This is a genomic window from Streptomyces sp. NPDC032161 (assembly GCF_040636995.1).
GTDB lineage: Bacteria > Actinomycetota > Actinomycetes > Streptomycetales > Streptomycetaceae > Streptomyces.
In genome coordinates this window covers 674,493-697,301 of the sequence record NZ_JBEZVN010000001.1, presented here as the reverse complement: position 1 = coordinate 697,301, position 22,809 = coordinate 674,493, and the positions used below count along the sequence as shown (strand labels likewise).

Below are 22,809 nucleotides of genomic sequence, written 5' to 3'. Positions count from 1 at the left end.
GTCATTGGGGTCTGTGATGCGGGATAATGGCCAGGAAGCAATGTGTTCGATGCCGGTGACACAGCGCCTGTCATGGGGCCGCCGGTTGCGATGAGCTGGTTTCAGGAAGGGGAACGAGCATGGCGGCCATGAAGCCGCGGACGGGCGACGGCCCGCTCGAGGTGACCAAGGAGGGGCGGGGCATCGTCATGCGCGTTCCGCTCGAAGGCGGCGGTCGGCTTGTCGTGGAGCTGACACCGGACGAGGCCGATGCGCTCGGTGACGCCCTCAAGAAGGTCGTCGGCTGAAGCAGAGGCGCCCACACTTCGTCACTGCCCCGGCACGGTCACCGTGCCGGGGCAGTGACGCTTCGTGACCGGTTTCCCGTCCTCCGTCACACGGCCGCCGTCACCATGCGGCCGCGCCGCCACCGTCCGGCCGCGGCGATACGCACCGTCCGCGGTCGCACGCTCCGGCGCCCTTGGCCGTACGCTCCGGCCGTGACCCGTCGCGCTCCGCGCGTACGCCGCGTCAGCCCCGCCGCACCGCGCACAGCAGTCCGTTGCCCACCGGCAGCAACGTCCCCATCAGCTCCTGGCTCTCGCGCACCGCCCGCAGCAACTCCCGCAGCCGCAGCACCTCCGTGGGCTGCGCCGCGGCGTCGACCGTGCGGCCGTCCGCGAAGACGCCCTCGAAGCAGACCAGACCGCCGGGGCGCAACAGGCGCAACGATTCGGCGAGGTAGTCCAGGCTCTCCAGCCGGTCCCCGTCGCAGAACACCAGGTCGTAGCCGCCGTCCGCGAGCCGCGGCAGCACGTCCAGGGCGCGCCCGGGGATGAAGCGGGCCCGATTGGCGGCGAAGCCCGCCGCGCGGAACGCCTCACGGGCGAACTGCTGGCGCTCGGGCTCCGGATCGACGGTGGTGAGCACCCCGTCGGGCCGCATCCCGTACAACAGATAGAGTCCGGAGACACCGGTCCCGGTGCCGATTTCGGCCACGGCTTTGGCGTCCGTCGTGGCAGCGAGCAAGCGCAGCGCGGCGCCGGTGCCTGGTGACACCGGGCGGAGCCCCGTCTCCCGGGCCCGGTCCCTGGCCCAGAGCATCGCTTCGTCCTCGGCGACAAAGGCGTCGGCGAACGCCCAGCTCGTCTGCCGGTTGGCGGTAATGACCCTCTCCTGTCCCCGTAGTTGGCGCAACGGTGACTGTATCCGCTGTGCCCGGGAACCCGCAGATGGGACCGGACGTTGTACGGGGGCGGGAGAGCCCGTGGAAAACGGCCCGGAGGACCGGGCCGGGGCCACGGGGTGTGCTTCCGGGGAGTTCCCCGGCCCCAGCAGAAAAAAAGGCTTATCCGGAGCTAACGGGCGAGGTGGTTATGGTAGGGGCTCCGCTGGACACCACCAGAGCCGATAGGGGAGGTGCGGCTGCGCCTGCGGATCGGGGAGGAGTGCTGAAGCGCTTTCTCAGGTCGGCGGGTGAGCCGAAATCCGTGACCGACATCGCTGACCGTTCTTCCGCCGCCTTCGCGCCGACCGCGACCTTCGCCTCAGATGCGGACTCCCAGGCGTGGACACCGCCCTCCTGGGAAGAGATCGTCAGCACGCACAGCGGCCGGGTCTACCGCCTCGCCTACCGTCTGACGGGCAACCAGCACGACGCGGAGGACCTCACGCAGGAGGTCTTCGTCCGCGTGTTCCGGTCGCTGTCGACCTATACGCCGGGCACGTTCGAGGGCTGGTTGCACCGCATCACGACCAACCTGTTCCTCGACATGGTCCGGCGCAAGCAGCGGATCCGTTTCGACTCCCTCGGCGACGACGCCGCCGAGCGGCTGCCGAGCCGTGAGCCGTCCCCGCAGCAGGTCTTCAACGACGCCCATTTCGACGCGGACGTGCAGCACGCGCTGGACACCCTCGCGCCCGAGTTCCGTGCCGCCGTGGTGCTCTGCGACATCGAGGGCCTTTCGTACGAGGAGATCGCCGCGACGCTGGGTGTGAAGCTCGGCACCGTGCGCAGCCGCATCCACCGCGGCCGTTCGCACCTGCGCAAGGCGTTGAAGCACCGTTCGCCCGGGGCCCGGCGCGTCGAGCAGCCGTCGCTGGCGGGCGCGATTCTGGCAGGGGAGGGCGGAACGGCGTGAGCGGCACGGGTCCGACCCCCGCGGAACAGCATCTGGGGGACCGGCTCGCCGCGCTTGTCGACGGCGAGCTGAAACACGACGCCCGCGAACGAGTGCTGGCCCACCTCGCGACCTGCGCCAAGTGCAAGGCCGAGGCGGCGGCCCAGCGCCGCCTGAAGAGTGTCTTCGCGCAGTCGGCCCCACCCTCGCCGTCCGAGGGGTTCCTCGCCCGGCTGCAGGGCCTTCCCGGGGGCCCGGGGAACGGCGACGACGGCCGGGGAGGTCCGTTCGGCGACTCCGGGCGGCTCGCCGACGGATTCCTGCCCGTGAGCCGCCGGCCCGGTAGCCGTACGGCCACCGGGGGCGGTCCGGGGCTCGGCGACTTCGGCCGCCTCCCGGACGACCGGCCCGGCTCCACCGCCGTCCTCCCGCGCGCAACCGCCCGCGCGGATTTCCGGCTGCCCCCCGGTTCCACGCGTGCGGGCTTCCGGCTGCCCGGCGGGTCCGCCCGCACGGGCTTCCGGATCCACGAGGTCGGCCGTGAGCCGGACCGGGCGGCGTCGCGCGGCCGGAGGTTCGCCTTCGCCGCCGCCGGCGCCGTGTCGCTGGCGGCCATCGCCCTCGGCGGCGCCCTCCAGACGGGAGCCGGCACCAGCACCCCGGCCAGGGCGGCCGGCGCCGGGAACACCGTGACCCCGCTCGACACCGCCCGCGGCGAGAGCGGCGGCTCGACCAGCCGTCGTGGCGGAGGCGGTCAGAGCGCCCCCGCCACGACGGAGACGTACGACCGCGCGGGCGCCCCCGCCGCCCCGCCGACCGTGCCGGAGACCACGCCGGCGCCCTACGCCGCTCCCGCGCTCTCCGCCTCCACCAACCGCCTCCCGGTTCTCTCGGACCTCTCCGGGGGCCCGGGGCTCCTGCACAACACCCTCGACGTCCAGGCCCTGCCCCAGGTGTCGGCGCCGCCGCTGATACGCCCGACCGGGACCACCCCGCTGTTCGCCCAGGTGCTGGGACGGCTCGCCCCGGTGCCGTCGGCGACGGCACCCGTGCCGTCCGTGCCGCCGTCCTGGACGCCTCCGCCGGCCACGGCTCTCCCGACCCCCGCGGACCAGGGGACGCCGCTCTCCTCCCGGCGGTGAACGCCACCCGGCGCTGAACGAGGTCTGCGCAGACAATCGCAAACCTGGTTGAATTCCGGGTGGAGTTCCGGGAGGGGCGCCCCGCCCGGGGCGCGGTGCCCGGTCGTGGCAGTTGCGGGGAGAACATGGAAGACGCGAAGTCCACCGGGCCGAAGGCGAAGTGGTGGAGCCGGCCCGCGCCGGGGCATGCCACCCGCCCTGAGCCGGACGGGCCGTCCTCCCCGCAGGACGCCACGCGGCCCGCCGACACGCCGGAGGCCGCGACCATTTCGCACCCGGTGCACATGGACCCTCCGGCCGACTCCGGGTCCCCGTCTCCCGAGGCGTTCCCGTCCCCCGAGGCCGGGCCCGGGGCGTCGCCCACCCAGACCGGGACCCCGTCCCCCGAGGCCGGGCCCGCGGCGCCCGTACCGGCGGCGCAGCCGATGCGGCCGCTGCACGAGCCCGACGAGTACAGCACCCCGCCGTACGGAGAACCCGGTCCCTGGGCGCCCGCGCCCCCCGTGCAACGGCCGGTCCCGACCCCGGCGCACGGCACCCCCGTGCCCCCGCCGTACGCGGGGACGAACGGCGCGGGCATCGGTACCGCGCCGACGCCCGGCTTCACGCCCCCGGCGCGCCCGCTCCCGCAGCCCGGTGCCCAGCCGACGCCGTCGGCGCCCCCGGCCCAGTCGACGCAGTGGCTCCAGTACGACCCCTGGGGCGCCCCGCGCCAGCCGCTGACCCACCCCGGCCCGCCGCTCGGCGCCGACGGCGGGAGCAGGAAGAAGCGCCGGGGTTCCGTCCTCGTCGGCGCGCTGCTGCTCGCGCTGGTGGCGGGCGGGATCGGCGGTGGGGTCGGCGCCTACGTCGAGCGCAACGGCGGCCTCACCCGCGTCGAACTCCCGCAGGCCGGCCGGAACGACGGCGGCCGGGCCCCCGACAGCGTCGCGGGCATCGCCGCCAGCGCCCTCCCCAGCGTGGTCACGCTTCACGTCAGCGGTACCAGCGAAGCGGGCACCGGCACCGGCTTCGTGCTCGACAAGTCCGGCCACATCCTCACCAACAACCACGTCGTGGCCCCCGCCGGTTCCGCCGGCCGGATCACCGTGACGTTCAGCGGCGGCGAGACCGCGCGCGCCGAGGTCGTCGGCAAGGACAGCGGCTACGACCTCGCGGTGGTCAAGGTCACCGGCGTGTCCGGCCTCAGGCCGCTGCCGCTGGGCAACTCCGACAACGTGCGGGTCGGTGACCCCGTGGTGGCCATCGGCGCCCCCTTCGAGCTGTCCAACACGGTGACCTCGGGCATCATCAGCGCCAAGGACCGCCCGATCACCGCGGGCGGCGAGAAGGGCGACGGCAGCGACATCAGCTACGTCGACGCGCTGCAGACCGACGCCCCGATCAACCCCGGCAACTCCGGCGGACCGCTCGTCGACACCGACGCACATGTCATAGGCATCAACAGCGCCATCCGCGCCGCCGACGGCGGCTCCGGCACCGACGGGGGACAGTCGGGGTCCATCGGGCTCGGCTTCGCCATACCGATCAACCAGGGCAAGCGCGTCGCCGAGGAGCTGATCAACACCGGCAGGGCCACGCACCCCGTGATCGGTGTCACGCTCGACATGAAGTACACCGGCGACGGCGCCAAGGTCGGGGCCGAGGGCGCGGAGGGCAAGCCCGCGGTGACGCCCGGCGGGCCCGGCGCCAAGGCCGGTATCAGGCCGGGGGACGTCATCACCGAGGTCGACGGCCGACGGGTGCACAGCGGTGAGGAACTGATCGTGAAGATCCGGGCGCACCGGCCCGGCGACCGTCTGGACCTCGGACTGACCCGCGGTGGTAAAGAGCTGTCCATCTCTGTGACGCTCGGGTCGGCAACCGGCGGCTGACGGCCGTGGGGCGCTACCGCGCGGGCAGTCACGGCGGGTACCGTGGAGCGGGTCCGGACCGCAACCGCCCTGGTCGCGGAGAACACGAGGAGCGACAAGGTGTTCAATGACATAGGCGTCATGGAGCTGCTGACGCTCGCGATCCTGGGCATGCTGATCTTCGGTCCGGACAAGCTGCCCAAGGTCATTCAGGACGCCTCGCGCTTCATCCGCAAGGTCCGCGAGTTCTCGGAGAGCGCCAAGCACGACATCCGCGCGGAGCTGGGGCCGGAGTTCAAGGACTTCGAGTTCGAGGACCTCAACCCCAAGACGTTCGTCCGCAAGCAGCTCATGGCGGGCGAGGACGAGCTCGGGCTGAAGGAGATCCGCGAGAGCTTCGACCTGCGCAAGGACCTGTCCGAGGTCACCGACGCGGTGAACGGCAGGGAGCCCGCGGCCGTGGAATCCGCCGACTCCCGCGGCGGCGCGTCGAGCGGTTCGGCGGTCGGCGGTGCGGGTGGGGCCGCCGGTACTCCGGACCTGCTCAAGAAGCGTCCGCAGCCCGTGAAGGACGATCACCCGCCGTTCGACGCCGACGCCACCTGACGGTGGTCAATCCCAGGTCGTCCGGACGCTATGGCTATTCTCCATCTGTCCGGTTGTGAGGACGCCCGCGGGGGGCGGGCCGCTCCGGACCCCATGGATCGAGGAGGCGGCCGGGCAGATGGAGACGACCAGTCGGGTGGGCGCGGAGGACGCGCCGGGCACAGTCACCGCCGAGGGGAAGTCGGCTGCCCGGCGCATGGTCGATGGTTTCCTGGCCGCTCCGTTTCCCTGGTACGGACTGGACGGCGCCTTCACCGGACCGCGCCGGCTGGTGCAGATCGGCGCCGCGGCGGACGGCCCGGTGCGGCACGGTTCCATCGGCCACGGCGACGAGCCGTCGGTACGCACCGACGCGGGTGGTGAACGGCAGCGGTTCGCGGTCGTCGTGACAGTGGCCGGCGGCCCCGAACAGCGCAGCGGCGACGGCACCGGACTGCTGGACGCGACGACGGTCGCCTCCGCTGCCTGGCTGGCCGGGTCCGGGCTGCTCGCCTGCACCTGGCCCGCCCATCTGGACCACGCGCTGCGCGACGACTGGCTGAGCCAGCAGACGGAGACGGCGTTCGAACTCGCCGACGATCTGGAGGGGCCCGCGTGGTCGACGCTGTCCCTGCCGGTGGACGGCGTCCCGGTGCCGTTCCACTACCGCGAGTCCGAGTTCGGCTGGGTGCTGGCGGGGTCGGCGCCCGGCGAGGTGCACATCGGCGCGTACGGGCGCGGGATGAGCGCGTACGGGCTGGGCTTCTCGGTCGTCGAGGACATCACGGCGTACACGTAACGGATGACGCGGGCCCGCTGCACACGCGCGAGCGCGTACAGCGGGCCCGCGTCCAGTGAGCGGTACAGCGGCCCGCGGCTCAGAACTTGTTGCGCGGAGTGATGCCCAGGGACATGCCGGACAGCCCGCGACGGCGGTTGCCGAGCTTGTCCGCGATGGTGCGCAGTGCCTTGCCCGCGGGGGAGTCGGGGTCGGACAGGACGACCGGTTCGCCCTCGTCGCCGCCCTCGCGCAGCCGCACGTCGATCGGGATGGAGCCGAGCACCGGCACCTCCGCGCCGACCGTCCGTGTCAGCCCCTCCGCGACCTTCGCGCCGCCGCCCGTACCGAACACGTCGACCATCTCGCCGCAGTGCGGGCACGGCATGCCCGACATGTTCTCGACGACGCCTGCGATCTTCTGGTGCGTCTGCACGGCGATCGCCCCGGCCCGCTCGGCGACCTCGGCCGCCGCCTGCTGCGGCGTCGTGACGACGAGGATCTCGGCGTTCGGCACGAGCTGCGCGACCGAGATCGCGATGTCGCCCGTCCCCGGCGGCAGGTCGAGCAGCAGGACGTCCAGGTCGCCCCAGTACACGTCGGCGAGGAACTGCTGCAGCGCGCGGTGCAGCATGGGCCCGCGCCACACCACCGGCGCGTTGCCCGGGGTGAACATGCCGATGGAGATGACCTTCACGCCGTGCGCCGACGGCGGCATGATCATGTTCTCGACCTGGGTCGGCTTCCCGTCGGCGCCGAGCATCCGGGGCACGCTGTGGCCGTAGATGTCGGCGTCCACGACACCGACCTTGAGGCCGTCGGCCGCCATCGAGGCCGCCAGGTTCACCGTGACCGACGACTTGCCGACGCCGCCCTTGCCGGACGCGACCGCGTAGACCCGGGTCAGCGAGCCCGGCTTGGCGAACGGCACCTCGCGCTCGGCCGTGCCGCCGCGCAGCGAGGCCGCCAGCTCCTTGCGTTGCTCGTCGCTCATCACGTCGAGTGTGACGTCGACCCGCGAGACGCCCTCCACGCGGGCGACCGCGTCGGTCACGCTCTTGGTGATCGTCTCGCGCATCGGGCAGCCCGAGACCGTGAGATAGACCGTGACAGCGACCGCACCGTCAGCGCCGACCTCGACCGATTTCACCATGCCGAGTTCGGTGATCGGGCGGTGGATCTCCGGGTCGTTCACCGTCGCCAGTGCCTCGCGCACCGCGTCTTCCGTAGCCATACCTCGATAGTACGGGTGCGCGCAGCGCTCGTTGAGGGTGGTGGTGGGCGACGGGTGGGAGGGTGCGCGCAGCGCTCGTTGAGGGTGGTGGTGGGCGACGGGTGGGAGGGTGCGCGCAGCGCTCGTTGAGGGTGGTGGTGGGCGACGGGCGGGCCCACGGCGCCTGTCGCTACGCGCGAGCAGCAGCACTCAGCGGTCTTCGTCACTCCCGTCCGCGTGAGCCGGGGGACGGCCGCGCCGGTCGTCCAGGTACCTGACGAGATCCTCCAGCTCGGAGCGGATCCAGTCCCGGGTGGCGACCTCGCCCAGCCCCATCCGCAGGGTCGCGATCTCCCGGGTGAGGAACTCGGTGTCCGCGATGGAGCGCTCGTTCTGCTTGCGGTCCTGCTCGTAGGTGACCCGTTCGCGGTCGGTCTGCCGGTTCTGCGCGAGCAGGATCAGCGGGGCCGCGTACGACGCCTGGAGCGACAGCATGAGCGTCAGGAAGATGAACGGGTACGGGTCGAACCGCCAGGCGGGCGGCGCGAAGACGTTCCACATCAGCCAGGCGAAGATGAACAGCGTCATCCAGGCGATGAAGCGCCAGGTGCCCAGGAAGCGGGCGATCCGCTCGGAGAGCCGGCCGAAACTCTCGGGGTCGTACTCGGGCAGCAGTCTCGGCCGCGGGGTCTTCGGCTGGTCCAGCCGGTAGCGGGGCGGGCGCACGATGCCCGAGGCACCGGTCGTCGCGGCCTTCGCGCGGTCCTCACCGGCCATGGGCGGCCTCCCCCTCGCCGCGGAAGTCGGCCTCCCGCCAGTCCTCGGGCAGCAGATGGTCGAGCACGTCGTCGACGGTCACCGCGCCGAGCAGCGAACCGCTCTCGTCCACGACCGGCACCGAGACCAGGTTGTACGCGGCCAGATAGCTCGTCACGGCCGGCAGCGGGGTGTCCGGGGTCAGCGGGACGAGATCGCTGTCGACGAGCGAACCCACCAGGGCGTACGGCGGGTCCCGCAGCAGCCGCTGGAAGTGCACGGTGCCCAGGTACTTGCCGGTCGGGGTCTCGTCCGGCGACCGGCACACGTACACCTGCGCGGCGAGCGCCGGGGACAGGTCCGCCTGCCGGACCCGGGCGAGCGCGTCGGCGACCGTCGCGTCCGGCCGCAGGATGATCGGCTCGGTCGTCATCAGGCCGCCCGCCGTCCGCTCCTCGTACGACATCAGGCGCCGCACGTCCGCCGCGTCGCCCGGGCGCATCAGTGCCAGCAGCCGCTCCTTGTCCTCCTCGGGCAGCTCGGACAGCAGGTCGGCCGCGTCGTCCGGGTCCATGGCCTCCAGGACGTCGGCCGCGCGCTCCTCCTGGAGCTTGCCGATGATCTCCACCTGGTCGTCCCCGGGCAGCTCCTCCAGGACGTCGGCGAGCCGCTCGTCGTCCAGCGCGGCGGCGACCTCGGCCCGCCGCTTCGGCGACAGGTGGTGCAGCGCGTTCGCCACGTCGGTCGGGCGCAGCCGCTCGAACGTGGCGACCAGGGACTCGGCGCCCTGCCCCTCCTCCTCCAGCGAGAACCCGCTGACCGCGGACCACTCGACCGTCAGCGTCTCTCCCTTGCGCCGCAGTGTCCCGCCCCGGCCCTTGCGCACGAAGTACTTGTCGATCTCCCAGTCGCGGCGGGCCGGCAGCTGCTGGATGGCGACGTCGAGGACGGTGACCTCCTCGCCGGTCTCCACGAGCCGGACGCGCCGGTCCAGGAACTCGCCGAGCACCAGCCGCTCGGTCGGGCGCTGCTCGAAGCGGCGCATGTTGACCACGCCGGTGGTGATGACCTGACCGGACTCGATCCCCGTGACACGGGTCATCGGAAGGAAGATCCGGCGTCTGGTCAGCACCTCGACGACGAGACCGAGCAGCCGGGGCGGCCGCCCGCCGACGCGCAGCATCGCGACCAGGTCGCGCACCCGGCCCACCTGGTCGCCGTTGGGGTCGAAGACCGGGACGCCGGCGAGATGCGAGACGAAGACCCTGGGGGCGCCTGCCGCCATGGTGCGTCTCCTTCTTCCGTCTCTTCCGGGGACGACTCCGACCGTGAACGGTTCCGGCCGGGTACGACTCCGGCGCGTACGGCATCGCGATCTCTTCCGTGTACGACTTCGTCGTCCAGCCTGTTTGGCCGTCAATCATCCGTTATGACGGGATCAGGCTAGCCCGTGCCGCTCCGTGCCGCTCCGGCGGAGCGGTCCGTACGACTCCCTGCCGGACGGTGTGATCGGCACGGGTACGCTGCGGTCTGCCACCCCACCACGCAGGTGAACCGCCGCACAGGTGAACCGCCACGCAGATGAGAGGCAGTGCGTCCAGTGACCGATTCCGTGCCGCCCGCCCGGGCCCGACGCCGGACCGCCCTCGGTGTCGTGCTCTGCGCGGGGCTGTCCGTCGCCCTCACGGCATGCGCGGGCGAGGACCCGGACAAGGGGACCAACGGCGTCGGCAAGCTCTCCGCCGAGCGGATCGAGAAGAAGGCGCAGACCGCCGCGGACGGCGCCGACGCGGTGCACCTCGCGGGGACGCTGGTCGGCAAGGACGGCACGTACAAGCTGGACATGCGGCTCAAGGACAAGGGCGGCACCGGCTCCGTCGCCTCGAAGGACAGCACCTTCGAGCTGCTGCGGATCGGTGACGAGCTCTACCTCAAGGCGAACGCCGCGTTCTGGAGCCACAAGGAGAAGCCCAGGGCGGACACCGCGGCGGGCGGGGACGCCGCCGACAAGCTCCAGAACAAGTACGTCAAGGTGCCGCAGGACGACCCCACGTACAAGCAGCTGCGCGGTTTCACGGACAAGAAGACCCTGCTCGACGGGGTGCTCACGCTGCACGGCACGCTCAACAAGGGCGACCGGACGAAGGTCGGGCAGGTCCGCACCGTCCAGATCATGGGCGGCAAGGGCGAGGGCGGCACGCTCGACGTCGCCCTGGAGGGCACGCCGTACCCGCTGCGGTTCGCACGCGGCGGAGGCGGCGGGACCGTGACGCTGTCGGACTGGGGCCGGGAATTCCCACTGGAGGCGCCGACGGAGCGGGACACGGTCGACTACGGCAAGCAGCTGCCGAGGACATCGCCCTGAGCCCGGGCCGGGCCCGATGCCCGTCACGCACGCGGCACGGGGGCGCGCCCGGCGTTCGTCGAATGCGCGACAGGGGACGCGGCGCGGGTCCGGGGCAGGCACCCGCGCCGACGGTCAGCCCTTGCGTCCGCGCTTCAACAGCCGCGGCAGCCCGGCCGGCACCGGCCGTCGGGTGGTCGCGGGCGTCGGCAGCGGCGCCGCGGCCAGCGAGCCGTCCGGCAGCCGGGTGCGGACCTCGCCGGGGACCAGGCGCAGCACCCGGCACTCACGCGCCCACCGCTCCGGCACGTGCTCGGCGTCCGGCGCGTTCAGCCGCTTGTTCCTGAGTTCGCCGACGGCGGCCTCCCACTCCTCCGAGTGCGGCGCCAGCTCCGTCACGATGGCCGTCCAGGCGACCAGCCGGCCGCCCTTGTCCTTGCTGCGCACGGTCACCTCGGCGGCGGACCCGTCGGTGAGACCGGCCGGGAACGGCTGCTCGCCGGGGCCGTCGCCCACCAGATACGCCGCGCCCTCGTGCCACACGTGCCACAGGGCCCGGGCGGGGCCGGTGCCCCGCACCCAGACGAGACCGGACTTCTTGGTGGCCTCCTCGACCAGGGCCCGGTCCAACGGCGCGTCGGCGACAGCAGCACTCATGACCCGAACTCTATTCGCAAACCGGGGACGGTCCCTCATGGGACGGCGGTTCCGGAGGCGGCGCCGGCGACGGCCGGCTCCGGAGGAGGTGGTTCCGGCGACGGTCCGCTCCGGAACCGGTGGCGGCCGGAGCAGGCGACGCGGGTCTGCGGCCGGCCGTGCGCCTGAGCGTCCCCGGAGCCGGTGACGCGGGTCCGGAGCCGGCCCGCCGCGCCTTGAGGGTGCCCGGAGCGGCCCGTGTGCCTGGGCGTGCTCAGAGCCAGCCGTTGCGCTTGAGCGTGCGGTGGATCGAGAAGCAGACCACCCCGATGACGCCCAGCACCATCGGATAGCCGTACTTCCAGTCCAGCTCGGGCATGTGCTTGAAGTTCATGCCGTAGACGCCGCAGATCATCGTCGGCACGGCGACGATGGCCGCCCAGGACGTGATCTTGCGCATGTCCTCGTTCTGCGCGACGGTCGCCTGCGCGAGGCTGGCCTGGAGGATCGAGTTCAGCAGTTCGTCGAAGCCGATGACCTCTTCGTGCACCCGTGCCAGATGGTCGGCGACGTCGCGGAAGTACTTCTGGATGTCGGGGTCGATGAGCCGCATCGGCCGTTCGCTCAGCAGCTGCATCGGCCGCAGCAGCGGCGAGACGGCCCGCTTGAACTGCAGGACCTCGCGCTTGAGCTGGTAGATCCGGCCCGCGTCCGAGCCGCGCGGACTGCCCTTCGTGGGGGTGGAGAAGACCTCGGTCTCCACCTCGTCGATGTCCTCCTGCACGGCGCCCGCCACCGCGATGTAGCCGTCTACGACGTGGTCCGCGAGGGAGTGCAGGACCGCGGAGGGGCCCTTGGCCAGCAGTTCGGGGTCGTCCTGGAGCCGGTGCCGCAGCGCGCGCAGCGAGCCGTGGCCGCCGTGCCGGACGGTGATGACGAAGTCCCGGCCGGTGAAGCACATCACCTCGCCGGTCTCCACGACCTCGCTGGTCGCGGTGAGTTCGGCGTGCTCGACGTAGTGGATGGTCTTGAAGACGGTGAACAGCGTGTCGTCGTACCGCTCCAGCTTCGGCCGCTGGTGTGCGTGGACCGCGTCCTCGACGGCGAGCGGGTGGAGGCCGAACTCCCGGGCGATACCGGCGAATTCCTCCTCGGTCGGCTCGTGGAGACCGATCCAGGCGAAGCCGCCCGACTTGCGCACCTGGAGCATCGCCTCGTGCGGGGTGCGGCAGGCGCCGTCCTCCACCCTGCGGCCGTCGCGGTAGACCGCGCAGTCCACGACCGCGCTGGAGGCGGACGGGTCGCGAGTGGCGTCGTAGACGTGGTGAATGGTGTTGTTCCTGCGCAGGGACGGGCGCACGGCGGCGCGCAGATCGCGGATCATCGACATGGCTGACTCCTTCACGGAGGGCCGTCGTCGGGCGCGTGGAACAGCCCGGAACGAGGACGTGGGATCACGTCCGCAAAGCGGGCGGCACCGGGGCGACACGAGGACGGCGGTCGCTACGGACAGGCAGAAAAGGGGTGCTCTTCCGTCGTACGCGATGCCTTGGACCCTGACCGGGAAGGCTTCAGATCACCGGGGAGAGGGTGTGGGGCGGAAGAGCGGTCGTACTGCACGATCGACTTCGATCCATGGCAGCCCCACCTCCTCCAGCCGGTCCCCCGTGGGGGATGACGTGTCGTCGGGACCGAGAGGAACGCTTCTGCGTTACGCCCCGACCAGCGGCCAACACTATCAGCCACCCGAGGGCCAATCCCTTACTTTGCCCATTCCATACGCGTCCTATGCTCGCTGGATGGGAGAAATTCTTGCTCTGGTCGAGGCCCGGCTGCTGACGGCCCTCGGCGAACCGGACGCGCGGGCCGCGGTGACCTTTCTCGGCACCGACCGGATCGAGGTGCTCCGCTTCATCGACGGCGGTGTGGTGCGCTACGCCACGCTCGGCATGTCCGCGCACCCCATGACGGATCCGACCACCACCCTCGTGGACCCGGTGAAGGGCCCGCGCGCCGAACTGCTGCTGTCCGTGCGCGTCGGACTCGCCGACACCGACAAGGTGCTGCGCCCGCTGGCGGTGTTGGCCGCCTCCCCGCAGGTCGAGGGGGTGATCGTGGCGCCCGGCGCCTCGCTGGAGACCGGTGAACCGCTCTGGCCCGGGGCGCCGTTCAGCTCCGTGCTGGTCGCCGAGCCGGGCGGTCTGGTCGAGGACCTGGACCTGGACCTCGGTCCGGACGCGGGGGCGAACGCGCCGGGTCCCGGGATGGACCCGGTGCGGTTCCTGCCGCTGCTGCCGATGACGGCCAACGAGGCCGCGTGGAAGCGGGTCCGTGGCGCGCAGGCGCTTCAGGAGCGGTGGCTCTCGCACGGCACGGATCTGCGGGATCCGCTGCGTGGCTCCGTACCGCTGGACGCGTAGCGCCCGTACCGGGCCTCGCGCACGTGGCTCGGTCGGCACGAGGCCCCGCCGCGCGGGGATCTGCCGATGCGAGGCCCCGCCCACGACCGGGAGGTGGAGTCGCGGGCGCGCCCAGGGGCGTGACGGCGCTCAGTCGGCGAAGGCCGCGACACCGTCCTCGGTGGCGTGCCGGGGCTCCAGCTCCCGCGCCTCGTGCGTCAGCGCCGTACGCCGGGCCAGGACGACGACCGCGCCGATCACGGCCGTGGCCGCGGCGACCACGAACGGTATGTGGACATCGCTCCACTCCTCGATCTTCGGGGCGAGGTACGGGGCGGCCGCCGCGGCGAACCAGCGGACGAAGTTGTAGCCCGCGCTCGCCACCGGGCGCGGGGCGTCCGACACCCCGAGCGCCAGCTCCGTGTAGACCGTGTTGTTCATGCCGATGAAGGCGCCGGAGACGATCGTGCCGACGACGGCTGCGGTGTGGTCGCCGTACCCCAGGACCAGCAGGTCGACGGCGAGCAGCACCAGCGAGACGCCGAGCACCTTCAACGAGCCGAAGCGCTTCTGGAGCCGCGGGGCCACGAGCACCGAGAAGACCGCGAGGAGCAGACCCCAGGCGAAGAAGACCGCGCCCGAGCGGTACGGCGTCATGTCCAGTACGAACGGCGTGAACGCCAGGATCGTGAAGAACGCGTAGTTGTAGAAGAACGCCGAGGCCGCGACGGAGGCCAGGCCGCCGTGACCGAGCGCCCGGACCGGGTCCAGCAGCGAGGTCTTCCGGGCGGGCCTGGGCTGCTCCTTCAGGAACGCCGTGATGCAGATGAACCCGATCGCCATCAGCGCGGCCGTGCCGAAGAACGGGTAGCGCCAGCTGGCGTCACCGAGCAGGGCGCCGAGCAGCGGCCCGCACGCCATGCCCAGGCCGAGCGCCGATTCGTACAGCAGGATCGCCGCCGCGCTGCCGCCCGCCGCCGCGCCGACGATCACGGCGAGCGAGGTCGACACGAACAGGGCGTTGCCCAGACCCCAGCCGGCCCGGAAGCCGACGAGTTCGCCGACGGACGACGAGGTGCCGGACAGCGCCGCGAAGACCACCACGAGCGCCAGACCGGCCAGCAGCGTCCTGCGTCCGCCGATCCGGCTGGACACGAAGCCGGTGACGAGCATCGCCACGGCGGTGATCAGGAAGTACGAGGTGAACAGGAGCGATACCTGACTCGGCGTCGCCTCCAGGCCCTTGGCGATGGACGGCAGGATCGGGTCCACCAGACCGATGCCCATGAAGGCGACGACCGACGCGCCCGCGGTGGCCCAGACGGCCTTCGGCTGGCGCAGGATGCCGCCTGTTCCCTGATCGAACGGATCCTCTCCCTGCATGGGGCTTCTCGCTCTCCACTAGGTCACCAGTTCGTTGTGCGCTCCACAGAGTAAGTTAGAGAGACTAATGAATGCAAATTACATCTATTTTCCCTGGTGAGGCCACGACGCGGACGGTGATCGCCTTGACGCGGCGGCGGTCCTGGAGGACCGTTGGTCGCTATGAGGGGCGAACCCAGTTGCCCGAAGTGCGGAGGCCGGGTCAGGGCGCCCGGTCTTTTCGCCGACACCTGGCAGTGCTCCGTGCACGGCGGTGTGTACCCGCTGCAGCCGGTCGTACCGCCCAGCGTCGAGGCGCTGGGCGTGGTCGTGCGCCGGGCCCGGGTGCCGGTGTGGATGCCCTGGCCGCTGCCGGTGGGCTGGCTGTACACCGGTGTCGCGAGCGCGGGCGACGAAAGCAGCGGCGGCCGGGCGATCGCCGTCGCCTGCTCCGGGCCCGGCCCGGTCGGCGGCATGGGGGAGCTGCTGCTGGTCACCGAGGAGCTCGGCGTGGGCCTCGGGGCGCGGTACGCCGGTGTCGAAGGACCGGACCCCGGTCCGTACCTGGACGTCGACGGACCGCCCGACGTCAAGATGCTCGCCGCCGGACGTCCCACCCCGCTCTGGCACGTCAAGGGTGCCCCCGAGGACCGCGCGGTCTTCGCGGGCGAGGCGCGCGGGCTCTGGCTCTGGGCGATCGTCTGGCCCGAGCAGTCGGGGCTGCTGATGTACGACGAGCTGGTGCTCGCGGATCTGCGGGAGGCCGGGGGAGAGATGGACCTCGTGCCGTGCGGGGCGCTCACGCCCCGTCTGCTCGACTAGTGCCGGGAGCGGCACTAGTGCCGGGTCCTCGCCCGTCCCGGGCCCTGCCCGGCGGGGTCCCGCCGGGCTCGCCGGCGTGGCCGGGCGCTGTTCGAATGCCGGTTATCCTTTTGAATGTCCCCTTGAGGGTGCTGAAGATCCTGGTCGGCCTCGACGGCTCCGCTTCACCCCCGCGGCCTCACCGGTGCGGTAAGACGCCCGCCGTGAGGCCGCTCCGGCGCCCGCGCGCACCAGGTCTCCCTCGCCGGTCCGGCCAGGATCTTGAGCGCCCTACCGTCCGTCCCGAGCCCTGGAGTACGCGTCGTGCGCATCGATCTGCACACCCACTCCACCGCGTCGGACGGTACGGACAGCCCCGCCGGGCTGGTGCGGAACGCCGCCGCCGCGGGACTCGACGTCGTCGCGCTCACCGACCACGACACCGTGCGCGGTCACGCCGAGGCGATCGCCGCCCTCCCCGAGGGGCTCACCCTCGTCACCGGCGCCGAGCTCTCCTGCCGGATCGACGGGGTGAGCATGCATCTGCTGGCGTACCTCTTCGACCCCGACGAGCCCGAGCTGGCGCGCGAACGCGAGCTGGTGCGGGACGACCGCGTGCCGCGCGCCCGGACCATGGTGCGCAAGCTCCAGGACCTCGGCGTCCCGATCGAGTGGGAGCGGGTCGCGAGGATCGCCGGGGACGGCTCGGTCGGCCGGCCGCACATCGCCACCGCGCTCGTCGAACTCGGCGTCGTCGAGACCGTCTCCGACGCCTTCACGCCCGAGTGGCTCGCCAACGGCGGACGCGCGTACGCGGAGAAGCACGAACTCGACCCCTTCGACGCGATCCGCCTGGTCAAGGCGGCGGGCGGCGTCACCGTCTTCGCCCACCCGGCCGCCGTCAAGCGCGGCGAGGTGGTGCCCGAGTCGTCGATCGCGCGGTTCGCCGCCGCCGGGCTCGACGGCATCGAGGTCGACCACATGGACCACGACGAGCCGACCAGGGCCAGGCTGCGCGGGCTCGCGCGGGAGCTGGGTCTGCTGACGACCGGGTCCAGCGACTACCACGGCAGCCGCAAGCCCGTCGCGCTCGGCGCGTACACCACCGACCCCGAGATCTACGGCGAGATCACCCGGCGCGCGACGGGAGCCTTCCCGGTGCCGGGCGCCGGCGGACCCCGCCGCACCTGACGGCCCGGCGGTCCGCCAGGGGCCCGCGCCCGCCCGGCGCCGGACGCCCGCCGCCCTCGGCGCTACGGCCCGGCGCGATGCCGTACGGCACGGCCCGGCGCCCCTCGCGTTCCGGCCGACCGCTCCCGTCCGCCCGTACCTCCCATTCCGCTTCCGCGTCCTTCCCTGCCACCGGGGCCGCCCACGGCTCCGGCGCGCGTTCCCCCAGGCCGGTTCCCCTCCCTCTTCGTGCAAGGCTCACCGTGTTCGACATCGCTGTCTTCGGATCCCTTTTTCTCACCCTTTTTGTGATTATGGATCCCCCCGGCATCACTCCGATCTTCCTCGCCCTCACCGCCGGCCGCCCCGCCAAGACGCAGCGCAAGATGGCGCTCCAGGCGGTCGCCGTCGCCTTCGGCGTCATAGCCGTCTTCGGCGTGCTCGGCCAGCAGATCCTCGACTATCTGCACGTCTCCGTGCCCGCCCTGATGATCGCGGGTGGCCTGCTCCTGCTGCTCATCGCGCTCGACCTGCTCACCGGCAAGACCGACGAGCCGACGCAGACCAAGGACGTCAACGTCGCGCTCGTACCGCTGGGCATGCCGCTGCTCGCCGGACCCGGTGCGATCGTGTCGGTGATCCTGGCGGTGCAGCACGCCGACGGTGTGGGGGGCCAGATCTCGGTCTGGTCGGCGATCATCGCCATGCACATCGTGCTCTGGCTGACCATGCGCTACTCGCTGCTGATCATCCGCGTCATCAAGGACGGCGGTGTGGTCCTGGTGACCCGGCTCGCCGGAATGATGCTCTCCGCCATCGCGGTGCAGCAGATCATCAACGGCGTCACCCAGGTCGTCCAGAACGCGTGACGACGGGTGCGGACACCACGGCGCCCCCGTACGGACCGACCGTCCGGGGGCGCTACGTCTGTCTGCGTCGTCGCGCGTTACGAGGCCGGGGAGTCGGCTGGGCGGATGTAGATGCGCTGGCCCGTCGCCGCGGCCTGCTGCACGATCCGGTTGACGGAGGCGGCGTCCACGACGGTGCTGTCCACGGCGGTACCGTCGACGTCGTCGAGGCGCATGATCTCGAAGCGCATATGGCTTCCCTTCGTCTGATCCTCCTGCTGGAGAACTGCTGGGAGGACGGGTGACCCCGTCCACAAGGATGGGAGCGCCCGACGCCGGTGTCCGCGCTCCGATTCCTGTACAACGGCTTGCTCACTACAAACATTCCCTACGCTAAGGAAAATTTTTGGATGTCTAAGTATCAGCAGGTCATCGGGCACACCCCGGTCGCGCGGCCCGCGGCCACGTGCACGATCAGGCGCACCACGAGGCCCGCATGAACGACGCAGAGATCCGCGACCCCCACGACGCAGAGATCCGCCATCGCGACGACGCGGAGATCCGAGACCGTCTGGACCGGACGAACGAACTGCTCCAGCGCGTGCTCGCCGAGGTGTCGAAGACCCCCTCGACCCACGCGATCTTCGTCGACGCGGGTTATGTGTACGCCGCGGCCGGCCTGCTCGTCACCGGCACCGAGGACCGCCGGTCCTTCGACCTCGACGCGGAGGGGCTGATCGAGGCGTTCATCGACAAGGCCCGCACGATCTTCGCGGACAGCCGGCTGCTGCGCGTCTACTGGTACGACGGGGCCAGGCGCCGCATCCACACCGCCGAGCAGCAGTCCATCGCCGAACTCCCCGACGTCAAGGTCAGGCTCGGCAACCTCAACGCCAACAACCAGCAGAAGGGCGTCGACTCACTGATCCGCAGCGATCTCGAATCGCTCGCCCGCCACCGCGCCATCAGTGACGCGGCCCTGGTCGGCGGGGACGAGGACCTGGTCTCCGCGGTCGAGGCGGCACAGGGGTACGGGGCCCGGGTGCACCTGTGGGGCATCGAGGCGGGGGAGGGGCGCAACCAGGCCGAACCGCTGCTCTGGGAGGTCGACAGTCAGCGCACCTTCGACCTGGACTTCTGCCGCCCGTACGTCACCAGACGCCCCGTCACCATGTACGAGGACGACAGCCCCGCGCCCTCCCGCGAGGACGTCCGCTTCGTCGGCGCGCAGATCGCCGCGGCCTGGCTGGCCGCGCGGGGCCGGGAATCCCTCGCCGAGCTGCTGCCCGGCCACCCGTACCTGCCGGGCTCCGTCGACCAGGACCTGCTGATCGAGGCCGAACGACTGCTCCAGCACTCGCTGCGCGGCCACGCCCATCTGCGGCGGTCCTTGCGCGACGGCTTCTGGCAGCACGTGCAGGCGCAGTACTGAGCCCGGGCGCGTCACCGCGCCGACCGCCCCTCATGGTCCACGGTGCCCGTGCCCGACCGAGCCGGACCTTCCACGGGTCCGTGCCCGGGACGGGACCCGGGAAGATGCTCAGGAAGGTGCTGCCGCCGCGCGAAGGGTGTCCCAGAAGGAGACGAGCGCGCTCGCGGTCTGCTCCGGACGGTCCGTGTTCGGCGAGTGCTCGGCGCCCTCGATCCGGGTGCGGTGCGCGCCCAGCCGCCGGGCCATGTCGTCGAGCAGCGGCACCGGCCAGGTGTCGTCGCGCTCACCGGAGAGCACGTGGACGGGCAGTGCCGTGGCGGCGAGTTCGGCCACCCGGTCCGGCTCGGTGGCCAGCTGACGGCCAGTGGCGATCAACTGGGCGGCACGGTGGCGCAGCCAGCGTCGGCGCAGGGCCTCGCCGTTCGGCGTCACCTCCTCGGGCGGGTCGAAGGCGCGCACCGCCTCCCACACCTCGGCCATGGTCATGGTCGTCAGTGCGTCGGAGAGCAGCTTCACCTTGACCTGCTGCGCCTCGACGACCTGGGCGGGGCCCGACGACATCAGCGTCAGCGAACGGAACGGCGAGGCGTCGAGCAGGACCGCGGCGCGGGCGATCTGGCCGCCGAGCGAGTGCCCGACCAGATGCACCCCGCCCCCGTCGCCGGCCGCGAGCGCCGACGCCTGCGCGAGCACGTCGCGGGCCAGCTCGTCCTGCGCGTAGGTCTCCTCGCGGTCCGTGCCGTCCGTCTCGTACTGTCCCCGGCCGTCCACGGCGACGATCCGGTACCCGGCGGCACCGAGCGGTTCGAGGAGCGCGACGAAGTCCTCCTTGCTGCCCATGTAACCGGGCAGCAGAAGGGCGGTGCCGCGCGTCACGCCCTGCGGCGAGGCGTCCAGCACGGCGAACTCGCCGCGCGCGGTGCGGAGCCGACGGGCGCGAGTACCGGGCGGCGGGGTGAACGTGGGCGGCCGACTCATGGGACGAGGTTACGACCTGGGGAGCGATAGGGAGTGGATCAGGGAGCGTCGTCATGCGGCTTCGATTGCGAGGCGGAGGAGGGAGTCGATGCGGCGCATCGACAACCGACGACAACGCCGCAAGCGGAGTCGCAGGGCGGCGCGAGCCCGCTCCCTATCGCTCCCCAGATCGTTATGTCCTCGGACACCGAACGGGCGGACGGCCGGTACGAGAACCGTGCGGCAGGGCCCGGACCCCGCCGGACCGGGATGTTCCCGGCAGGCCGGGAACACGCGGACGCGCCCGGTCCGGGGGCTGGGCCCCGGACCGGGCGCGTCCGGTGTCGTGGGCTCAGCCCTCGACGCCGGTACCGGTGGCGGCGCGAGCCGTCCGACGCCTGCGCGGCTTCGCCTCGCCGTCGGCGGCCGGGGTCTCCGCCGAGGCCACGGCAACGGCCTTCGGCTTCGAGGCCGCGCGGGTGCGGCGGCGGGGCCTGCTCTCGGGGACGGGCTCGGAGATCGGCGCGATCTGGAAGTCGACCTCGTCCTCGGCCGGCTTGACGACGCGGGTGCGGCGGCGCGGCTTGGTCACCGTCTTCGCGGGGGCCGGCTCGACGACGGGGGCGGTCTGGAAGTCGACCTCCTCCGCCACCGGCCGCGCCACGGCGGCACGGGCGCGACGGCGGCGCGGCTTCGCCGCGGGCTCGTCCTCGGCCGGGGCCTCGGCGTCCGGGACCTGGACGGTGTTCACCGCGGCCTCGGCCGCGGCGTCCGGAACACCGGCGCGGGTCCGGCGACGGCGGCGCGGCGTACGCGGCTGCGCCGGGGCGTCGGCCGCCTCGGCCTCACCGGCGGGGGCGGGCACGGCGGCCGCGGTCTCCTGCGCGGGGGCCACGACGGCACCGCCCCGGGTACGACGGCGCTGACGCGGCGTGCGCGGCGCGCGCTCCGCGCGAGCGGCGGGCGCGGCGGAGGACTTGCGGCCCCGTCCGCCCGTCTCGCCGAGATCCTCGATCTCCTCGGCCCCCAGCCCCGCACGGGTCCGCTCGGAACGCGGCAGGACACCCTTGGTGCCGGCCGGGATGTCGAGCTCCTCGTAGAGGTGCGGCGAGGTGGAGTACGTCTCGACCGGGTCGTTGAAGTCCAGGTCCAGCGCCTTGTTGATCAGCTGCCAGCGCGGGATGTCGTCCCAGTCGACCAGCGTGATCGCGATGCCCTTGGCACCGGCGCGGCCGGTCCGGCCGATGCGGTGCAGGTAGGTCTTCTCGTCCTCCGGCGACTGGTAGTTGATGACGTGGGTCACACCCTCGACATCGATACCGCGGGCGGCCACGTCGGTGCAGACGAGCACGTCGACCTTGCCGTTGCGGAACGCGCGCAGCGCCTGCTCGCGCGCCCCCTGGCCCAGGTCGCCGTGGACGGCGCCGGAGGCGAAACCGCGCCGCTCCAGCTGCTCGGCGATGTCGGCGGCGGTGCGCTTCGTGCGGCAGAAGATCATCGCGAGTCCGCGGCCGTCGGCCTGCAGGATGCGGGCGACCATCTCCGGCTTGTCCAGCGAGTGGGCCCGGTAGACGTGCTGCGAGATGTTCGCGACGGTCGCGCCCTCGCCGTCGGGCGAGGTGGCCCGGATGTGCGTGGGCTGCGACATGTAGCGCCGCGCCAGGCCGATGACCGCGCCCGGCATGGTCGCAGAGAACAGCATCGTCTGGCGCTTCGCCGGAAGCATGGTGATGATCTTCTCGACGTCCGGCAGGAAGCCCAGGTCGAGCATCTCGTCGGCCTCGTCCAGCACCAGCGCGCGGACGTGCGAGAGGTCGAGCTTGCGCTGGCCGGCCAGGTCGAGCAGTCGGCCCGGCGTGCCGACGATCACATCGACACCCTTTTTCAGGGCCTCGACCTGCGGCTCGTAGGCGCGACCGCCGTAGATCGCGAGCACGCGGACGTTGCGCACCTTGCCGGCGGTCAGCAGGTCGTTGGTGACCTGCTGGCAGAGCTCACGGGTGGGGACGACGACCAGCGCCTGCGGCGTGTCGGTCAGCTGCTCCGGCGCGGCGCGGCCCGCCTCGACGTCCACGGGGACGGTGACACGCTCCAGCAGCGGCAGGCCGAATCCGAGGGTCTTTCCGGTGCCGGTCTTGGCCTGGCCGATGACGTCGGAGCCGGCGAGGGCTACGGGGAGCGTCATCTCCTGGATGGGGAACGGGGACACGATGCCGACGGACTCAAGGGCCTCGGCCGTCTCGGGGAGAATCCCGAGTTCTCGAAACGTAGTCAGGGTGCTGCCTCTTCTGTGAGACGCGGTCCGAGGCGAACGCTGGGGGTCGTACCGTGCCGGGTTGGTCATCCGGCCGCGGAAGGGCCGGGTGGCGCGGGACCACTGCCGTCGCTCGAGCGCTCGTGCCGCTGAGGGGGCCCCTCATCTGCGGTCGTACGT

General features: G+C 72.2%; 22 protein-coding genes. 12 read left to right on the top strand and 10 right to left on the bottom strand.

The features are described from left to right. Positions 1 to 119 precede the first annotated feature (119 nt). Entirely contained in the window at positions 120 to 287 is a 168-nt protein-coding gene (locus AB0E67_RS02910) for a DUF3117 domain-containing protein (RefSeq protein WP_003966491.1), read from the top strand. A gap of 223 nt (positions 288 to 510) precedes the next feature. On the opposite strand, the gene AB0E67_RS02905 is transcribed toward AB0E67_RS02910, so the two are convergent. Further along, complete coding sequence (locus AB0E67_RS02905; RefSeq protein ID WP_351524071.1) at positions 511 to 1,176, bottom strand: O-methyltransferase; 666 nt, start codon at positions 1,174 to 1,176, stop codon at positions 511 to 513. 179 nt (positions 1,177 to 1,355) lie between these two features. Here AB0E67_RS02905 and sigE point away from each other — a divergent pair, with 179 nt between their 5' ends. The 5 genes from sigE (at position 1,356) to AB0E67_RS02880 (ending at position 6,478) form a co-directional block, all read left to right on the top strand. Beyond that, positions 1,356 to 2,120, top strand: coding sequence for an RNA polymerase sigma factor SigE (sigE, locus tag AB0E67_RS02900; protein WP_362020054.1), 765 nt, complete (start codon positions 1,356 to 1,358; stop codon positions 2,118 to 2,120). Beyond that, positions 2,117 to 3,241, top strand: a complete 1,125-nt coding sequence (locus tag AB0E67_RS02895; protein WP_362020051.1) for a zf-HC2 domain-containing protein — start codon at positions 2,117 to 2,119, stop codon at positions 3,239 to 3,241. Before sigE ends, AB0E67_RS02895 begins: the two co-directional genes overlap by 4 nt. Before the next feature lie 125 nt (positions 3,242 to 3,366). Then, positions 3,367 to 5,115 carry a trypsin-like peptidase domain-containing protein gene (locus AB0E67_RS02890; protein WP_362020048.1) on the top strand — a complete coding sequence of 583 codons (1,749 nt, stop codon included), beginning with the start codon at positions 3,367 to 3,369 and terminating at the stop codon, positions 5,113 to 5,115. 99 nt (positions 5,116 to 5,214) lie between these two features. Beyond that, positions 5,215 to 5,700, top strand: a complete 486-nt coding sequence (locus AB0E67_RS02885; protein WP_362020045.1) for a sec-independent translocase — start codon at positions 5,215 to 5,217, stop codon at positions 5,698 to 5,700. A gap of 118 nt (positions 5,701 to 5,818) precedes the next feature. Further along, positions 5,819 to 6,478 carry a hypothetical protein gene (locus AB0E67_RS02880; protein ID WP_362020042.1) on the top strand — a complete coding sequence of 220 codons (660 nt, stop codon included), beginning with the start codon at positions 5,819 to 5,821 and terminating at the stop codon, positions 6,476 to 6,478. A 79-nt stretch (positions 6,479 to 6,557) separates the two neighbouring features. Here AB0E67_RS02880 and AB0E67_RS02875 read toward each other — a convergent pair whose 3' ends face one another. The 3 genes from AB0E67_RS02875 to AB0E67_RS02865 form a co-directional block, all read right to left on the bottom strand. After that, positions 6,558 to 7,691, bottom strand: a complete 1,134-nt coding sequence (locus tag AB0E67_RS02875) for an Mrp/NBP35 family ATP-binding protein (protein ID WP_362020039.1) — start codon at positions 7,689 to 7,691, stop codon at positions 6,558 to 6,560. A gap of 189 nt (positions 7,692 to 7,880) precedes the next feature. Beyond that, complete coding sequence (locus AB0E67_RS02870; RefSeq protein WP_362020036.1) at positions 7,881 to 8,447, bottom strand: DUF1003 domain-containing protein; 567 nt, start codon at positions 8,445 to 8,447, stop codon at positions 7,881 to 7,883. After that, positions 8,437 to 9,711, bottom strand: a complete 1,275-nt coding sequence (locus AB0E67_RS02865; protein ID WP_362020034.1) for a CBS domain-containing protein — start codon at positions 9,709 to 9,711, stop codon at positions 8,437 to 8,439. The genes AB0E67_RS02870 and AB0E67_RS02865 overlap by 11 nt, the downstream gene beginning before the upstream one ends. 315 nt (positions 9,712 to 10,026) lie before the next feature. On the opposite strand from AB0E67_RS02865, the gene AB0E67_RS02860 reads away from it, so the two are divergent. Further along, a complete protein-coding gene (locus AB0E67_RS02860; protein WP_362020031.1) occupies positions 10,027 to 10,791 on the top strand; it encodes a hypothetical protein in 765 nt (254 codons plus the stop codon). Between the two features lie 114 nt (positions 10,792 to 10,905). On the opposite strand, the gene AB0E67_RS02855 is transcribed toward AB0E67_RS02860, so the two are convergent. Then, entirely contained in the window at positions 10,906 to 11,427 is a 522-nt protein-coding gene (locus AB0E67_RS02855) for a hypothetical protein (RefSeq protein ID WP_362020028.1), read from the bottom strand. 253 nt (positions 11,428 to 11,680) lie between these two features. Further along, positions 11,681 to 12,796 (bottom strand): magnesium and cobalt transport protein CorA, encoded by a 1,116-nt coding sequence (locus AB0E67_RS02850; RefSeq protein WP_362020025.1) that lies wholly within the window; start codon positions 12,794 to 12,796, stop codon positions 11,681 to 11,683. A 409-nt stretch (positions 12,797 to 13,205) separates the two neighbouring features. Here AB0E67_RS02850 and AB0E67_RS02845 point away from each other — a divergent pair, with 409 nt between their 5' ends. Beyond that, on the top strand, positions 13,206 to 13,826 hold the full coding sequence (locus AB0E67_RS02845; protein ID WP_362020022.1) for a suppressor of fused domain protein: 621 nt from the start codon (positions 13,206 to 13,208) through the stop codon (positions 13,824 to 13,826). A gap of 129 nt (positions 13,827 to 13,955) precedes the next feature. On the opposite strand, the gene AB0E67_RS02840 is transcribed toward AB0E67_RS02845, so the two are convergent. Then, positions 13,956 to 15,188 (bottom strand): MFS transporter, encoded by a 1,233-nt coding sequence (locus AB0E67_RS02840; protein ID WP_362020019.1) that lies wholly within the window; start codon positions 15,186 to 15,188, stop codon positions 13,956 to 13,958. A gap of 162 nt (positions 15,189 to 15,350) precedes the next feature. On the opposite strand from AB0E67_RS02840, the gene AB0E67_RS02835 reads away from it, so the two are divergent. The 3 genes from AB0E67_RS02835 (at position 15,351) to AB0E67_RS02825 (ending at position 18,007) form a co-directional block, all read left to right on the top strand. Next, positions 15,351 to 15,989 carry a DUF6758 family protein gene (locus AB0E67_RS02835; RefSeq protein ID WP_362020016.1) on the top strand — a complete coding sequence of 213 codons (639 nt, stop codon included), beginning with the start codon at positions 15,351 to 15,353 and terminating at the stop codon, positions 15,987 to 15,989. A gap of 303 nt (positions 15,990 to 16,292) precedes the next feature. Then, complete coding sequence (locus tag AB0E67_RS02830) at positions 16,293 to 17,159, top strand: PHP domain-containing protein (protein WP_351627347.1); 867 nt, start codon at positions 16,293 to 16,295, stop codon at positions 17,157 to 17,159. A 242-nt stretch (positions 17,160 to 17,401) separates the two neighbouring features. Beyond that, positions 17,402 to 18,007 carry a MarC family protein gene (locus AB0E67_RS02825; RefSeq protein WP_360111766.1) on the top strand — a complete coding sequence of 202 codons (606 nt, stop codon included), beginning with the start codon at positions 17,402 to 17,404 and terminating at the stop codon, positions 18,005 to 18,007. Positions 18,008 to 18,084: 77 nt separating this feature from the next. Here the strand turns inward: AB0E67_RS02825 and AB0E67_RS02820 are convergent, their stop codons facing one another. Next, entirely contained in the window at positions 18,085 to 18,237 is a 153-nt protein-coding gene (locus tag AB0E67_RS02820) for a hypothetical protein (protein ID WP_199883112.1), read from the bottom strand. Between the two features lie 245 nt (positions 18,238 to 18,482). Here AB0E67_RS02820 and AB0E67_RS02815 point away from each other — a divergent pair, with 245 nt between their 5' ends. Next, positions 18,483 to 19,418 (top strand): NYN domain-containing protein, encoded by a 936-nt coding sequence (locus AB0E67_RS02815; RefSeq protein ID WP_362020011.1) that lies wholly within the window; start codon positions 18,483 to 18,485, stop codon positions 19,416 to 19,418. Positions 19,419 to 19,526: 108 nt separating this feature from the next. On the opposite strand, the gene AB0E67_RS02810 is transcribed toward AB0E67_RS02815, so the two are convergent. Next, positions 19,527 to 20,396 carry an alpha/beta hydrolase gene (locus AB0E67_RS02810; protein ID WP_362020010.1) on the bottom strand — a complete coding sequence of 290 codons (870 nt, stop codon included), beginning with the start codon at positions 20,394 to 20,396 and terminating at the stop codon, positions 19,527 to 19,529. 331 nt (positions 20,397 to 20,727) lie between these two features. Beyond that, positions 20,728 to 22,560, bottom strand: a complete 1,833-nt coding sequence (locus AB0E67_RS02805) for a DEAD/DEAH box helicase (protein WP_362020007.1) — start codon at positions 22,558 to 22,560, stop codon at positions 20,728 to 20,730. Positions 22,561 to 22,809: the final 249 nt, after the last annotated feature.